The following is a 16,287-nucleotide window of genomic DNA, read 5'->3' as shown; positions in this document are numbered from 1 at the left end:
CCCTGCACATATCAGGGGCCTGTGGATCAGATCATTTCCTCGGCACCCTTGCCGCCGAGCACAATCTCGCCGGCCTCGGCCATGCGTCGGGCGATGGTGAGGATCTCCTTCTGCGCCGTTTCCACGTCGCTGACGCGCACCGGGCCCTTGGCCTCGAGGTCGTCGCGCAGCAGCTCGGAAGCACGCTTGGACATGTTCTTGAAGATCTTGTCCTTGACCCGCTCGTCGGCACCCTTGAGCGACACCACCAGCACATCGGACGACACTTCGCGCAGCAGCGCCTGGATGCCGCGATCGTCGACATCGGCCAGGTTGTTGAAGACAAACATCAGGTCTTCGATCTGCTCCGACAGGTCGCTGTCGATCTCGCGGATCGCGTCCATCAGTGCACCTTCCACCGAGCTGTCGAGGAAGTTCATGATGTCGGCAGCGCGTTTGATACCGCCCAGGGTGGTGCGCGCCGCATTGGAGTTGCCCGAGAACTGCTTCTCGAGGATCTGGTTCAGCTCCTTGAGCGCCGCCGGTTGCACGGTATTGAGCGACGACACGCGCAGCACGATGTCCAGGCGCACCTTGTGGTCGAAGTTGCTCAGCACTTCACCGGCCTGGTCGGGGTCGAGGTAGGCGACCACGATGGCCTGGATCTGCGGGTGCTCGTAGCGGATCACATCGGCCACGGCACGTGGCTCCATCCACTTGAGGCTGTCCAGGCCGCTGGTGTTGCCACCGAGCAGGATGCGATCGACCAGGCCGTTGGCCTTGTCCTCGCCCAGGGCCTGGTTGAGCATCTTGCGAATGTAGGCATCAGAGCCGACGCCCAGGCTGGTCTGGTCGCCGACGATCTCGACGAACTCGCTCATCACCTGCTCGACCTGATCACGATGCACGGTGCCCATCTGCGCCATCGCCACACCGACCCGCTGCACTTCCTTAGGGCCCATGTGCCGCAGCACTTGTGCAGCATCGGTCTCACCGAGCGACAGCAGCAGGATCGCGGCCTTGTCGACACGGCTCAGCTTGGCGGTAATGGCTCGATTGTCACTCATCGGCGTTGATCCACTCTTTGACGACCTGGGCTACGCGGCCCGGGTCTTCGGCCACCAGGCCTTTGATTGCGTTGAGCTGTGCTTCGTAACCCTCGGTCGGGCTCGGCAACAGAATGCTTGACGGGCCACCGAGGCTGACACGGTCGTTGGCCAGTTCGCCATCCAGACCGATCATCCCGCCCAGTTCCATGTCGCTGTCCGCAGCAGCCTGCTTGCCGCCACCGGTGATGTTGTTGAGGACCGGACGCAGCACACCGAACACCAGCACCAGGATGAACAGCACGCCCAGCACCTGCTTGACGATGTCCCAGAACCACGGTTGCTGGTAGAACGCGATATCGGCGATCTCTTCGCCACGGTCGGCGGCGAACGGCACGTTGATCACGGTCACGCTGTCGCCACGGCTGGCATCGAAGCCCACCGCGTCCTGTACCAGGCGCGTGAAGCGCGCCAGGTCTTCGGCACCCCATGGGGCACGGGTGGTTTCGCCTTTGGCATCGACCTTGACCTGGTCGTCGACCACCACCGCCACCGACAGGCGGGTCAGGCGACCTTGCTGCTGGCGGGTGTGGCTGATGGAACGGTCCAGTTCGAAGTTCTTGGTGGTCTGCTCACGTTTGTCCGACGGGTACGGGGCCAGCATCGGCTGGCCGGTAGCCGGGTCCATGATCTGCTGGCCATTGGCATCCACCAGTGGCTGACCTGGCTGGATGGCACCGGCCGGCGCCGCAGCGCCACCGGTGGTTTGCGGCGCCGACGCCGGGCCTGGCGGCTGGTTGCTCAGCGCGCCCGGCACGCCCTGCGGGCCCTGGCTGCTGGCGCGTTGTTCGTTGACCGCCTGTTCGCTGCGCAGCGCCGGCTGGTCCGGGTTGAACTGCTCGGAGGTCGACTCGACCGCACTGAAATCCAGGTCGGCGGACACTTCTGCCTTGTAGCGGTCATTGCCAAGCACCGGCTGCAGGATGTTGTGCACACGCTGAGTCAGCATGCCTTCCATGCGGCGGCTGTAGTCGAACTGCTTGCCGGCCATGGTCAGCGCGGTGTCCTGCAGCTGCTCGGAAAGCAAATTGCCGCGCTGGTCAACCACGGTGACTTGCGACTTGTCCAGCTCGGGCACACTGGTGGCGACCAGGTTGACGATGGCCATCACCTGACCGGCTTCCAGCGAACGGCCCGGATACAGCTCAACCAGTACCGAGGCGCTTGGCTTGCGCTCGTCACGCACGAACACCGAGCTTTTCGGGATCGCCAGGTGCACGCGAGCGGCCTTGACGTTGTTCAGGCTGGAAACGGTACGCGCCAGCTCACCTTCCAGGCTGCGGCGATAACGGGTGGCTTCCATGAACTGGCTGGTGCCAAGCCCCTGCTCTTTGTCGAGCAGCTCGAAGCCGACATTGCCATCGCTCGGCGCCACGCCGGCCGCTGCCAGTTTCAGGCGCGCACGGGAGAGGTCGTCGGCCTTGACCAGCAGAGCGCCGGAGTTGGGCTCGACGTGATAGGGGATGTCTGCGGAGGCCAAGGTATCCATGACCTGCTTGGTGTCCATGCCGGCCAAGCTGCCGTACAGCGGCCGGTAATCCGGCTGCTGCGACCACAGCACCACGGCGAAGCCGATCGCCACGCTCGCCGCCAATCCGACCAGCAGGCCGACCTGACGCAGCATGGGCATCTGCGAGATGTTTTCCAGGAACGCCATGTTGAACCGCGCTGGCTTGGAACCTGGCGCACCGCTCTTGGCGGGGGCGTTATCGACGACTGCTTCAGCCATGACTTACTTCCGTCCTCAAACCGGCATCTGCATGATGTCCTGGTACGCCTGGACCAGCTTGTTGCGCACCTGAGTCAACGCCTGCATGGACACGCTGGCTTTCTGCGAGGCGATCATCACGTCAGTCAGGTCGACACCGCTCTTGCCGATCTCGAAGGCATTGGCGAGCTGGGTTGACGCCTGCTGGGTCTCGCTGACCTTGCCGATGGCCTGGCCGAGCATGTCGGCAAAGGTGCTTTGGCCAGGCGCCAGCTCGGGGGCAACGGTGGCTTTGGGCAGCGACATGGCATCGGCCTGCATGGCCCGCATGTCCAACATCAGACGATTGAATTCAACACCTTGGCTCATGACCTTCTCTCTCCGGCGGCCGCATTTTTTTGACACTCATGCGGCGGATAGCCCTGAACTAGCAACTCATGTGCCAGCCCGAACCGCAAACATATAAATGACTGTCTTCAACCGAACAGACTGGCTTCCACGTCGAGCCCGGCATCACGCATCTGCGCCAGTTTGTAGCGCAATGTACGCGGGCTGATGCCCAGCTTTTCGGCAGCTTCCTTGCGCCGCCCACGCTCGGCACGCAGGGTGTCGATGATCATCTGGAATTCATGACGACGCATATCGTCGCCCAGGCCACCCGAATCAACCACCACCTCAGCAGATGATGGCGATATAGTGGCAACTACCCCAGCCGACAATGGAATGGCGCCTGCCAGACAAAAATCCGCCGCCTCGATCACCCCGCCCTGCTGCAAGATCAACGCCCGCTGCAAGGCGTTGTCCAGCTCGCGTACGTTGCCCGGCCAGGCATGCGCCTGCAGGCAGGCGCGCGCCTCGGCAGACAACCGCACCGGCGCGTGCTTCATCTTCGCCACGTGGCGCGCCAGCAGGCGTTCGGCCAGCGGCAGGATATCGCCACTGCGCTCGCGCAGCGGTTGCCAGGCCAGCGGGAAAACCGAAAGGCGGTAGTACAGGTCTTCGCGAAAGCGCCCTGCCGCCACTTCACCTGCCATGTCGCGGTTGCTGGTGGCCAGCACCCGGATGTCCAGGGCGATCGGCTTGCGCCCGCCAACCCGTTCCACCTCGCGCTCCTGCAACACGCGCAGCAGCTTGGCCTGCAGCCCAAGGGGCATCTCGGAAATCTCGTCGAGCAGCAAGGTGCCACCCTCGGCCTGCTCGAACTTGCCGGCCTGGGCGGCAATGGCGCCAGTGAAGGCCCCCTTCTCGTGGCCGAACAGCGTGGCCTCGAGCATGTTGTCCGGGATCGCCGCGCAGTTGATCGCCACGAACGGCTGCGCCGCCCGCGGCGACTGCTGGTGGATATAGCGCGCCAGCACTTCCTTGCCAGTACCCGACTCACCGGAAATGAGCACGGTCGAGTCGCTGCGCGCCACCCGCGCAGCCAGCTCCAGCAACTGTCGACTGGCGGGCTCGCAGGCCACCGGCCCCTCATTGTCGGTCGCCGCCAGGCGCCCGGCAGCATGGCGCTCGACCAAGCTCAGCAAAGCCTTGGGCTCGAATGGCTTGACCAGATAATCCGCCGCCCCTTGGCGCATGGCCTCCACGGCACGCTCGACGGCCGCGTGGGCGGTCATCAGCAACACCGGCAACTGGGGTTGATGACGGCGCAGCTGCGCCAGCAACTGATGCCCATCCATGCCCGGCATGTTCACGTCACTGACCACCAGGCTGTAAGACTCGCCCTCCACTGCCTGCAGCGCCTCTTCGGCGCTACCGACCGCATCAAAGGCGAAGCCACCGATCTCCAGGGTATCGCTCAGCGCCTGGCGCAATACGCGGTCATCCTCGACCAGCAGCACCTTGATTGCCATCACACGACCTCCGTTGCCTGCCCGTCGATCAACGGCAGCTCAACCTTTACACAGGTGCCACGCCCGACCTTCGAGCGCAGCTGCAACTTGCCCTGGTGCGCACGCACCACGGCCTTGACCACCGCCAGCCCAAGCCCGGTGCCGGTGGCCTTGGTGGTCAGGAACGGTTCGCCCAGGCGCCCCAGCAGCTCGGCATCGATGCCACTGCCGGCATCGCTGATATTCAGGTGCAAGGTGCGCTCGCGGCGGAACAGGTGCACCTTGAGCCGGGCCGGGCTGTCACTGGCCTGCAGGGCGTTCTCGATCAGGTTGAGCAAGGCGCCGACCAGGGTGTCGCGATTGCACAGCAACTCGCCCAGGTGGCTGTCGCACTGCCAGCGCACGGCATGCCCTTGCACATGGGGCTGAGCCGCTTGCTGCAGGGCCTGGAACAAAGCCTTGGGGGTCAACCGATCACCCAGCGGCAGCTCGCCACGGGCAAACACCAGCATGTCGCGCACCTGGTGCTCCAGCTCGTGCAGGCGCTCCTTGAGGCTGCCAGCAAAGCGCTGGCGGGTTTCTGGCGCGAGCTCACGCTCGCTATCGGCCAGGTGGCTGGCATAGAGCATCGCCGCCGACAACGGCGTCCGAATCTGGTGCGCCAGCGAGGCGACCATACGCCCCAGTGAAGACAGGCGCTCATGCCGGGCCAACTGGTCCTGCAGGCGGCGGGTTTCAGTCAGGTCGTTGAGCAACACCAGCTGGCCAGGCTCGGCGTCCAGCGAGCGGGTGGCGATCGACAGGCGGCGGCCATCGCGCAGCGAGACCTCATGGCCATCGTCCTTGCGCGGGGCGAAGCTGCGCGCAATCACCTGGCGCCACAACTGGCCGACCACAGGCTCGCCGAGCATTTCGCAGGCCGCGGGATTGGCTTCACGCACCAAGCCTTGGTCATCGATCACGATCACCCCGCCTGGCAGCAGGTCGAGCAGGTTCTGCAGGCGGTTGGCCAGGCGTTCCTTTTCGTTCAGCTCGGCCATGCGCTGCGCGCCGACCACCGCCAGCTCACCCTTGAGCTCGCTGACGCGGGCTTCGAGCATGCTGTAGGACTGGTTGAGCTGGCTGGAAACCTGATTGAACAGGGCAAACGCCTGCTCCAGCCCCTGTCGACTCTCCTGTTCGACCGGGGTACGCCCCTGCAGATCGGGGACTCGGGAAAAGTGGGCGGCCTGGGGCATCGTGCTCTCTCGCGTGGCTGACCGTCATAAAAACGGTATGTTGCCAGCGGTGTAGCAATAGCCGTGCCGGGGATGGGGATTAGCGCTTACAGGCCCAACCTCTTCGCGGGCAAGCTCGCGAAGAGGCCGGCACAAGCGGAATCAGTCTTCCGCCTGGTCCTCGCCGCCCTGGCGGCTCATGCCGTACTTGCGCATCTTCTCGACCAGGGTGGTACGGCGAATGCGCAAACGTTCAGCCGCGCGTGCAACGATCCCGTTGGCATCGTCCAGCGCCTGCTGGATCAGACCCTGCTCGAGGCTGCCAAGGTAATCCTTCAGGTCCAGCCCCTCCGGTGGCAACATCGCATGGTTGCTGAAGTTCGGTGTGTGCCCGTTGATCGCCACGCGCTCTTCGAGATCACTGCGCAGGCTGTCGACCAGCTGCTCGTCTTCATCGTCGATATAGCGGAACTTCTTCGGCAGCTCCGACACCCCGATCACCCCGTACGGATGCATGATCGCCATGCGCTCGACCAGGTTGGCCAGCTCGCGGACGTTGCCCGGCCAGCCGTGGCGGCACAGCGACATGATCGCGGCCGAGTTGAAGCGGATCGAACCGCGCTTCTCGTGCTCCATGCGCGAGATCAGCTCGTTCATCAGCAACGGGATGTCTTCCACGCGCTCGCGCAGTGGCGCCATCTCGATCGGGAACACATTGAGGCGGTAGTAAAGGTCTTCGCGGAAGGTCCCGTCCTCGATCATGGTTTCGAGGTTCTTGTGGGTCGCCGCAATGATGCGCACATCGATGCTCTGGGTCTTGTTGCTGCCCACGCGCTCAAAGGTGCGCTCCTGCAGCACACGCAACAGCTTGACCTGCATCGGCAGCGGCATGTCGCCAATTTCGTCAAGGAACAGAGTACCGCCGTTGGCCAGCTCGAATCGCCCGGCACGGCTGGTGATCGCACCGGTAAAGGCGCCCTTCTCATGGCCGAACAGTTCGCTTTCCAGCAACTCGGCCGGGATCGCTCCGCAGTTGACCGGCACGAACGGCGCTTCGCGGCGCTTGGAGTGGTAGTGCAGGTTGCGCGCCACCACTTCCTTGCCAGTGCCTGACTCACCGAGGATCAGCACGCTGGCATCGGTATCGGCCACCTGCTGCATCATCTGCCGCACATGCTGGATGGCACGGCTGGTGCCGACCAGGCTGCGGAACAGGTTAGGCTCGCGCTGACGACCGCGCTCACGGGCCTGGTCGTACATCTCGCGGTAGACCTGGGCACGGTGCAGCGAATCGAGCAGCTGGCTGTAGCTCGGCGGCATCTCGAGGTTGGACAGAACCCGACGGCGCAACTCTTCCGGGTAGTCGGCAGAAGAAATTTCACCAATCAGCAGAACCGGAAGGAACTCATCCCAACCAGCCACTGTCTTAAGCTGCCCGAGGACACTGCCCGGGGCATTGACGGTACCGATGAGCACGCAGAGCACTTCACGACTCGAAGACAGGCTCCCTACGACCTGCTGCCAATCCTGGCTGGAGCATGGGAGGTTATCTTCGCCGAGAAAGTTCAGGACCACCGCCAGATCGCGGCGGCGGGCGCTGTCGTCATCGATCAGGAGAATCTTGGTTTCACGCCACATGCAATAGCAACTTCCCTAGTCATATCGGCGCCCTTATCAGGGCATGCTCGACATCTCCGACTGAATGGTCAGTGTTCGGACGTCTGAAATTCGAAAACAGCCACTAGTAAAGTCAAAAAAACCCGTGCAGTCAAATTAATGGCGCACGGCTTTCTGTTCATCTGTGGTCAACTGAACAGATGGTATACCTTGGCGGCGTTTTTCGCCTGACGGATTTGCGTCATCTCGTCGACTATTGATTGACGCTCGCCACTTGCAACGTCGATTAATTGCCGGTAAACGTCGAGCAGCTGTTCCAGGCTGTCGCGAACATCCGCTTCCTGGCCCTGGGCCTCACCCAGCACATCGCTGATGCGCAGGCGGCATTCCAGGTCCAGCTCGCCCACGGCATCCCAATCGCGCTTTTCCAGCGCCGTCAGCAGCAACTGACGGGTCTGTTCGATACGGGTGATCACATCGTTCATGTCATCCTCCTTGCTCAGGAAGCCGACGACTGGTCGCCGATTGCGTCCCAACCTTCCTTGACGGTAATGAGCAGACGCGCGACTTCGTCGATGATGGCGGGGTCGCTCTTGGCATTGGCCTCGATCAGGCGGCGGCTCATGTAGGTGTACAGGCTGTCCAGTTCTGCGAGGGTTTCCGCCTGGTTTTCCAGATCCAGACCTTCGCGCAGACCACCGATGATATCGATGGCCTTGCCGATCAGGATGCCCTTCTGGGCAATATCATTGCGCGCGATTGCACCCTTGGCCTGGGCCATACGGTCAAGCCCGCCTTGCATGAGCATTTGCACCAGGCGGTGAGGGCTGGCTTCGGATGTCTGGGCCACGCCGTTGACTTTCTGGTATTGCCGAAGGGCCAACATCGGGTTCATGGATCTACCTCGTTGCTGCGAAAAAGGTTGCTTGTACCCTGTGTATCGCCGGGACGTCAAAAAACTTTAGGGAAAAAGCCAAAAGCCCGGGGCATCCTGGGGACGCCGCCGGGCTTTTGGCAGAACTCGGAAAATCAGGACTTCTTAGCTTGTGCGTTGATCGCCTCGAAAATCGAGGTGATCTGATCGGCTTGGGCCTTCATCTTGCCCAAAGCCGTATCCAGCGCCACGTACTTCTTGGTCAACGACTCGGTCAGCGAGTCGGTACGGCGATCAAGAGCGGCCTGCTGGTCGCTGAGGTTCTTGGCAACCTTGTCCAGGCTCGCCTTGCGCGTTGCCAAACTGCCGTCAACGGCGTTATACGGGTCGATGGCCTTGTTCATGCGCTCGAACAGGCCATTAGTGCCAGTGAACAGGTTTTGCACTTCGCCGCCCAGTTTCTTGTCGTTCATCGCAGCGGTGAACTTGCTGCTGTTGAACTCGAGCGTGCCATCTTTCTGGGTATTGATACCCAGCTGACTCAGCGTGGTCAATTGGTCACCCGCACCTACCTCCGACAACACACTGCGAACATCGCGCAACAACGAGCGCGTGGTCGGGTCGTTGGTCAGAGAACCCAGCACCGTATTGCCATCATCATCGGTACTGGTGCTGGTCAGCGAAGTGATGGCCTTCTGCAGCGTGTTGTACGCATCGACAAAGCTTTGAATCGAAGTCTTGAGACCATCGTTATTCGCAGCGACCGTCACCTTGGTCGTCACGCCGGTCGCGCTGGCCCCGGTCAGATCAAGCTTGATACCACTGATGGCATCGCTGATGGTGTTCGTGGCGCTTTTCACCTCGAGCCCATCAATCATGACAACGGCGTCCTTGGCGACAGCAGTGATGAAGCCCGCACCGTTATCCGCCATGGACTTCGTTCCGTCGATCGCCAGCTCGGTAATACCGCTCACCGAAATGTCAGTTTCAGCGCCGGTGGTCGTGGAGCCAAGCACCAATCGCGCGCCGTCGGCGCCGGTGATAATGTTGGCGGAGAGCCCGTTGGCACCCAGTTCCTTGTTGATCTGGTCGCGCACGCTCTGCAGCGTAGCGCCCGCCCCCACCTTGACGGTGTAATCCTTATCACCCTGACTGATTATCAGGTCACCTTCAGGGATGGCAGTCGCTGCCCCGCCGGTAAAGGCCTGGCTCGCCACCTTGGAGCCGGTGGCAAGGTTTTTCACTTCGATATTGTAAGTACCAGCAACAGCTGTGTTGCTGGCGGTAGCCTTGACGATGGAGTCGCTCGCGGAAGTCGCGGCAAAAGCGTTGAATGACGGCGCGGTACTGTCATTCAGCTTGGACATGGCCGTGGTGAAAGCCGTAAGCGCACTACGCAGCGCGCCAACTCCTGAAATGTACGCGGTATTGTTGCTGGTCTGCCGAGTGATCTGCGCCTGTTTGGCCGCGGTATCGGATTTGACCAGAGCAGTCACGATCTCGGTGATATTGAGACCGGAACCCAGACCGGTACTGGGAATAATCGAGCTTGCCATGCTGTTGTCCCTCTCATCAGCGCGTCAGCCCCAATCCTGCGGACCGACATACACCACTTCATTGATGTTCGCCGCCAATCATACCTTGGCGTCGAACAGAACACTGTTGACATCGCTCAGACTGTGGGCGATCCGCAAGGCCTCTTCCGAGGGCAACTGACGAATCAGCTCACCGCTGTCGCTGGCGATGACTCTGACAACTATCTTGCCGGATTCTTCATCCGTGGAAAATTCCAGATTGCGCTGAGACGCCTTCAGGAACTTTTCGATCTCCGAGACAGCACTTTTGACCTTGGCGGCATCGTGCACCGTTTGCGTGTCTTTATGTGCATCATCGGTTTTACTCGCTTCCGTCGACCGTGCAACCGGTTTTTCGGCAACCTGCTCGGCCTTTTGTGTGGCCGGGTAAGACAGGTTCAGCTTGACGCTCATGTCCATGTCCACCACCTCGCAATGAAAAGGCGGGGAAGCGCCTCAATGTGCACTCCCCCGCCAATCACCATCACCGATTACTGAAGCAGCTTCAGTACAGCGGATGGCAGCTGGTTGGCCTGGGCCAGAACAGCGGTCGAAGCTTGCTGCAGAGTCTGCTGCTTGGTCATTTGAGCAGTTTCAGCGGCGAAGTCGGTGTCCTGCACACGGCCACGAGCGGCTTCGGCGTTTTCGTTGATGTTCTGCAGGTTGTTGATGGTGCTGGTCAGACGGTTCTGAGCGGCACCCAGGTCAGCACGGGTGCTGTTGATGGTCTGCAGAGCGGAGTCGATGGCGTTGACTGCGGCGCTGAAGGCAGCAGCGATGTCGCTGTCGGCACCGGAAATGGCGATCGAACCACTGTCTACGGACAGGGTAGCAGCAGTCAGGTCAGCCAGGGTGATGCTGATCTGGTTCTCGGAGCCGGTGTTGGAACCCACCTGGAAGCTCATGGTGACGCCACTGTTCAGCAGGTTCTTGCCGTTCAGCTGGGTGCTGTTGGCGATACGGGTCAGCTCGTCCGACATCGAAGCGAACTCTTTGTTCAGAGCGGCACGGTCGTCGGTGCTGTTGGACGAGTTGTTAGCCTGAACAGCCAGTTCACGCATACGCTGCAGAATGTTGGTCTGCTCTTGCATCGCGCCTTCAGCGGTCTGGGCGATGGAGATACCGTCGTTGGCGTTTTTGATTGCCATGGTCTGACCACGGATCTGCGAGGTCATGCGGGTAGCGATCTGCAGGCCGGCGGCGTCGTCTTTGGCGCTGTTGATTTTCAGGCCGGAGGACAGACGGGTCATCGAGGTGCTCAGTGCATCGGAAGCACGGTTCAGGTTTTTCTGAACGCCCAGAGAGGTGGTGTTGGTGTTGACGGTCAAAGCCATGACGAATTCCTCGTTGGATTGGGTACTACGGCTTCCGGCCTTGGCAATTCGCCGGGTGTGGCACAGAGAACCTTCGTAATAGTTATCTTCGTCAGGGCGGGTTTCTTTAGGGGATTTTCAAAAAAAAATTACTGGCATCCTGCCAGCCCAATGAAATCAAGGAGTTGACGCCAGATAACAGGCGCCTCCAACGTGCAGCGCAGAAAAGAAAACGCCGCCTGAAAGCGGCGGCGTCAATCACTGCGATGAGCGTTCAGTCACGGCGTTCAATGATTGCCGAGCCCCAGGACAGCCCCACACCAAAGCCACTGAGCGCCACTCGCTGGTGCTGCGAGCCCATCACGTGCTTTTCCAGCAACAGTGGAATGCTCGACGACACCGTGTTGCCGGTCTCGATCATGTCCTTGACGAACTTATGCCTGTGCTCGCCCTCAGCGAAACGCGCCGATACGGCATCGACGATGGCTGCGCTGCCCTGATGCAGGCAATACAGGTCGATATCGTCAGACTTCAACTCACTGGCATCGAGCAACTGCTGCAGGTGCGCCGGCACCTTGACCAGGGCGAAGTTGTAGACCTGGCGGCCGTTCATGAAGAACTTGCCATCGGTAGTACGCAAATGCTCGGCGCCCGCACCGTCGCTGCCGAACAGAGACTTGCCAAGCTGCCAGGTAGCCCCCTCACCCATCCAGGTAGCAGTGGCCGCATCACCAAACAGCATGGTGGTGTTGCGATCTTCGGGGTCGACGATCTTCGAGTAGGGGTCGGCGGTGATCAGCAGGCCGTTCTTCAGACCGGCGGCCTCCATGAAGCCTTTCATGGCGTACAAGCCGTATACGTAGCCCGAGCAACCCAGAGAGATGTCGAAGGCTGCGACAGCAGTGGTCAAGCCCAACTTGTGCTGTACGATCGCAGCAGTGTGAGGCAAGCCTTCGGCATCACCATTCTGAGTGACAACGATCACAGCATCAATGGATGCCGGGTCCAGCGTGGCATTGGCAGCGAACAGATTTTTGGCGGCCTCGACGCACAAATCGGAGGTTTCCTGGGTTACATCCTTGCGCGGCAAGAAGGTCGAACCGATCTTGCCGAAGATGAAATCCTGCTCCTTGCCGAATTTCGCACCCTGAGCGTAGTTGTCCAGGCCCTCAGCAGGCACGTAACTCGCAATGCTTTTGATGCCAATCATTGTGGCTTCCCAGTGAATATGGCGGAATTTCAGGGTTGCTGTGGCTTCGACAACCGGTCGCTAGCCGCGCCATCCCAGCACCCTCTTAATCTCAATAGATTAGAGATGCACGTTTCGACTGCCAAGTCACGACTGCACGCTCAATGGCAAAATCAGCTATTAAGTATCGCGCCAATGCCGCTTGAAGCCAGAAACCAGTGGCATTCTTCTTGCTTCAGCCGAGTTTCGCGTCAATACAGGGTGGCTTTCAATCTCACCCCCGGGAATTCTCGAACCACCGTCTCAGCGACTGCGCTAGCAGACGCCCACCTTGGAAGCGTCACCATGCGTACTGCTAACTTAATCATCGACTGGCCTTGGGCATTCACATGAGCGACCTGATGCAGCTATCCACATCCTGCGACGACTCGGCAGCGAGCCGATGTGACTCGACACCACTGTTTTCAGTGATTATCACCACCTTCAACAGGCCCAACCTGCTAGCCGACGCGCTCAACAGCCTTTCCCGGCAGACATTTGCTGACTTCGAAGCGCTTCTGGTGAATGACAAGGGCTGCCCGGTCGAATCGTCGCTGGTCGAGCTGCCATTCCCCATCATGTATATACGCCAGGCGCATAATCGCGGGCCTGCAGCGGCTCGAAACACAGCCCATCGCCTGGCCCAAGGTCAATACATTGTTTATCTGGATGATGACGACCTGTTCCTACCAAACCATCTCGAAACGCTTGCGCAGGCCATTGAACAACATCCCGACGAGATCATTTACAGCGATGCCATCTTCATCATCGAAGAGCTTGTCGACGGCAAACGAGTCGAGCGGCATCGGGAGCAGCGCTACACGCATGGTGAGTATTCCAGAGACCGGCTGCTTACCAACAACTACATACCGGTAAATACCTTCGCATTTCCTCGTCGACTGCTGGCACTGTTCGACGGGTTTGACGAAAACCTCAAGGGCCTGGAAGACTGGGACTTCCTGATGCACCTCACTCGGCACGCCAACTTTCGCCATATCCCTCGGGAAACGGTCGAAGTTCGGATGCGAAGCGCCAAGATTGATGCCACGCGCCGATCCGAGTCAGTGAAAAACTTCTACCCCGCGCTCTATCGACAGCTTTATGACCGCCACCCGGTCCAGGACAATGACACCGTCCACCGAGGCAGAGCGGCCATGCTCCGCCATCTCGATACAACCTTCACCCCTGGCCAGCACCTGGCAGGCTGGCTGGAACGCCGCACATTTACGCCTGCACAGCGTGAACTGGCCAGTGCTCACCTGGCTGCCCACCCGCCAGCACCTAGCTTCGCGATTGCCGTGATCGACCTGGAGGGCGACCTGATCAAGCTGGCAGTGACACTGGAGTCGCTGCAACTCGCCAAGGCCCAATATCCTCACGTAATCGCTCTGGTCATGTCGACATCGAGTGCCGTAGCCGAGCGCTATCACGACATCGCCGTGCAGGTAACCCGCGAAAACTGGCTTGAGACACTCAACCAATCAATCGCCGAGGCGGATTTCGACTGGCTGGGCCTGATCCACGCTGGCGATGAGATCATCGCTAGCGGACTACTGCTCAGCGGCCTGGAATTGTTGAATGCCCCGGACTGCCGCGCACTGTACTTCGACCTCATCTATCGCCAGGCGGATGGCAGCCAGGGCCCCGGCCTCAGACCCGACTTCAACCTGGACTACCTGCTGAGCCTCCCGTCGGTAATGGGCCGCCACTGGCTCTTCAGGCGAGGCGCGCTGATAGAAACGGGTGGCTTCGATTCCCAGTGCAGTGAAAACCCTGAGTTCGAGCTGGTATTACGGTTGATTACTGCCGCAGGACTCCAGGGACTAGGCCATATCCCCGAAGTACTTCTGAAAACGGACTCGCCACCCATTCGAGAGCTGGCCGGTGAAAAACACGCCATTCTTCAGCACTTGTCCTCACGCGGGTATGAACACGCTAACGCCAGGTTCGAGCACAATGGCCAGTACCGCATAAGCTATGGCCATACCTCGCAACCGCTAGTGTCGATCCTGGTGCTTGCGGGTGACGACCTCGGCCATTTGCAACGCTGTATAGACAGCGTCCTGGAAAAGACCCGATACAGTCACTTCGAGCTTCTGCTGATCCGCGATAACCCGGAGGCAAGGGATATCAGCGCATGGCTGCGCGCACTTGAAGACCTCGCAGAAGCCAGGCTCCTGGTCATCAATCCACCGTCCACGATGACGGCGCCCGCCGCGCTCGATTACGCCGCAGGTCACGCCAACGGTAGCTACCTGTTGCTGCTTTCCCCTGAAACAGTGGTCATAAAGGAAGACTGGCTTGACGAACTGTTGAATCATGCCCAACGCCCGGAAGTCGGTGCCGTAGGCCCCAAGTTGGTATCGCCTGAAGGCGCTGTGGTGCAGGCTGGCCTGATTCTTGGTCTAAATGGTGTGGCCGGACCTGCATTCGCAGGTGAGTTCATGGACTCGCCGGGATACTTGCAACGCTTGCAGGTGGATCAAAACTATAGTGCGCTCAGCAAAGACTGCCTGATGATCGCCCGCGAAACACTCGACCAGATCAATGGCATCGACCCGGGACAATCAACTCGCTACTTTGATGTCGATCTGTGCTTGAGGATTAGGGATGCCGGCTATCTTAATGTGTGGGCCTCCAATGCATTACTGCTTTCGACGGCGAATCGGAAAGCGCCGCCTGACGCTGATGATGACATTGCCATGTACCAGAAATGGCTACCTACTCTCGCCCGCGACCCTGCCTACAATCCAAACCTATCACTCGCAAGTGCCGGGGGCTTCGGCCTGGCCGACAACGCGCTGTCCTGGCGCCCGCTATCATCATGGAAGCCTCTTCCAACCGTTCTCGCATACCCCCTGGACAACACTGAAAATCGTCATTTGCGCGTGACCGAGCCAATGCTGGCCATGACGTCAAGCGGCCTCATCGAAGGTGTTACATCCCAAGTGTTCCTGCAACCTTGCGAGCTGGAAAGGCTTCGCCCGGACAGCATTATCGTCCAATACGGTCCCGCCAATGCGTCGCTGGACGCACTGCAGCAAATCAATCATCTTTCATATTCATATAAAATCCTGGACCTTGGAGACCATCCTGCGCTCGGCCTTACTCACGCCGAAAGTGACTTGCAAACCTTCATTCGCTACGTCCACCGCGCACTACCCTTCGCCGACCGAATACTGGTAGCCACCGAAAGTTTCGCTGACGCGATAGGGAGCACCGATACCGAGCTCATCATTGTGCCCAGTCGTTTGCCTGGCGACTTATGGGGTGCATTGGCAAGCACCCGTGATGCAGGCCAACGCCCTCGTATCGGATGGGCAGGCGACGCACGCTCAGCGACCGATCTACGCATCGTGTCGGATGTGATCAAGGCGCTTGCGCAGGAAGTGGAGTGGGTCATCATGGGCGCGTGCCCTGCCGAGTTGCGCCGCTATGTACATGAGATTCACGATGAACCGAACTTGCAGCAGCGCCCCCAGAAGCTTGCGCAATTAAACCTGGATTTGGCACTTGCGCCGCGGGCGGACAATCCGGCCAACCTTTGCAGAAGTAATCTGCAAGTATTGGAATATGGTGCCTGCGGCTACCCAGTGATCCGCAGCAAGCTGGATACATTGAGCGACAACCTTCCCACAACCCCTGCCGTCAATAACAGCGAGGCATGGATCAATGCCATACGAATGCACTTGAACGACAAAGTTGCATCCGCACAGCTGGGCCAATACCTGCAAGCTATCGTTCGGAGCGAATGGCTATTGAAGGGGCACATTTTAGAAGCGTGGAAGAAGGCCTGGTTGCCTGCGTAAAAAACCTATCCCCTGCGGCACTCTCATCAA

Annotated in this window: 13 protein-coding genes; 1 reads left to right on the top strand and 12 read right to left on the bottom strand. The window is 60.1% G+C overall.

The annotated features are described in order from the left end of the window. Positions 1-26 precede the first annotated feature (26 nt). The 12 genes from fliG to BGP85_RS06750 all read right to left on the bottom strand — a co-directional run bounded on the left by fliG (position 27) and on the right by BGP85_RS06750 (position 12,430). Positions 27-1,046 carry a flagellar motor switch protein FliG gene (gene fliG / locus BGP85_RS06805; protein ID WP_060508302.1) on the bottom strand — a complete coding sequence of 340 codons (1,020 nt, stop codon included), beginning with the start codon at positions 1,044-1,046 and terminating at the stop codon, positions 27-29. Further along, on the bottom strand, positions 1,039-2,814 hold the full coding sequence (gene fliF, locus BGP85_RS06800) for a flagellar basal-body MS-ring/collar protein FliF (RefSeq protein WP_103446485.1): 1,776 nt from the start codon (positions 2,812-2,814) through the stop codon (positions 1,039-1,041). The genes fliG and fliF overlap by 8 nt, the downstream gene beginning before the upstream one ends. A gap of 15 nt (positions 2,815-2,829) precedes the next feature. Then, entirely contained in the window at positions 2,830-3,162 is a 333-nt protein-coding gene (gene fliE / locus BGP85_RS06795) for a flagellar hook-basal body complex protein FliE (RefSeq protein WP_103446484.1), read from the bottom strand. Between the two features lie 107 nt (positions 3,163-3,269). Next, a complete protein-coding gene (locus BGP85_RS06790) occupies positions 3,270-4,646 on the bottom strand; it encodes a sigma-54-dependent transcriptional regulator (RefSeq protein WP_103446483.1) in 1,377 nt (458 codons plus the stop codon). Then, positions 4,646-5,863 carry a sensor histidine kinase gene (locus tag BGP85_RS06785; RefSeq protein WP_103446482.1) on the bottom strand — a complete coding sequence of 406 codons (1,218 nt, stop codon included), beginning with the start codon at positions 5,861-5,863 and terminating at the stop codon, positions 4,646-4,648. Before BGP85_RS06785 ends, BGP85_RS06790 begins: the two co-directional genes overlap by 1 nt. A 141-nt stretch (positions 5,864-6,004) precedes the next feature. Continuing rightward, complete coding sequence (fleQ, locus tag BGP85_RS06780) at positions 6,005-7,480, bottom strand: transcriptional regulator FleQ (protein WP_103446481.1); 1,476 nt, start codon at positions 7,478-7,480, stop codon at positions 6,005-6,007. A gap of 167 nt (positions 7,481-7,647) precedes the next feature. After that, positions 7,648-7,944: a flagellar protein FliT gene (locus BGP85_RS06775; RefSeq protein WP_103446480.1), complete on the bottom strand. Its 297-nt coding sequence runs from the start codon at positions 7,942-7,944 to the stop codon at positions 7,648-7,650. 14 nt (positions 7,945-7,958) lie between these two features. After that, a complete protein-coding gene (gene fliS / locus BGP85_RS06770) occupies positions 7,959-8,354 on the bottom strand; it encodes a flagellar export chaperone FliS (protein ID WP_103446479.1) in 396 nt (131 codons plus the stop codon). Positions 8,355-8,488: 134 nt separating this feature from the next. After that, positions 8,489-9,889, bottom strand: a complete 1,401-nt coding sequence (gene fliD, locus BGP85_RS06765; RefSeq protein WP_103446478.1) for a flagellar filament capping protein FliD — start codon at positions 9,887-9,889, stop codon at positions 8,489-8,491. A 78-nt stretch (positions 9,890-9,967) separates the two neighbouring features. Then, a complete protein-coding gene (locus BGP85_RS06760; protein ID WP_103446477.1) occupies positions 9,968-10,327 on the bottom strand; it encodes a flagellar protein FlaG in 360 nt (119 codons plus the stop codon). Positions 10,328-10,398: 71 nt separating this feature from the next. Next, positions 10,399-11,241, bottom strand: a complete 843-nt coding sequence (locus tag BGP85_RS06755) for a flagellin domain-containing protein (protein WP_103446476.1) — start codon at positions 11,239-11,241, stop codon at positions 10,399-10,401. Between the two features lie 253 nt (positions 11,242-11,494). Then, positions 11,495-12,430, bottom strand: a complete 936-nt coding sequence (locus tag BGP85_RS06750; RefSeq protein WP_103446475.1) for a ketoacyl-ACP synthase III — start codon at positions 12,428-12,430, stop codon at positions 11,495-11,497. Positions 12,431-12,798: 368 nt separating this feature from the next. Here BGP85_RS06750 and BGP85_RS06745 point away from each other — a divergent pair, with 368 nt between their 5' ends. After that, positions 12,799-16,257, top strand: coding sequence for a glycosyltransferase (locus BGP85_RS06745; protein WP_103446474.1), 3,459 nt, complete (start codon positions 12,799-12,801; stop codon positions 16,255-16,257). Positions 16,258-16,287: the final 30 nt, after the last annotated feature.

Origin of the sequence: Pseudomonas putida (assembly GCF_002906855.1) — a bacterium.
Classification (GTDB): domain Bacteria; phylum Pseudomonadota; class Gammaproteobacteria; order Pseudomonadales; family Pseudomonadaceae; genus Aquipseudomonas; species Aquipseudomonas putida_N.
The sequence above is the reverse complement of the archived record's forward strand: the minus strand, read 5'-3'. Positions and strand labels throughout refer to the sequence as shown.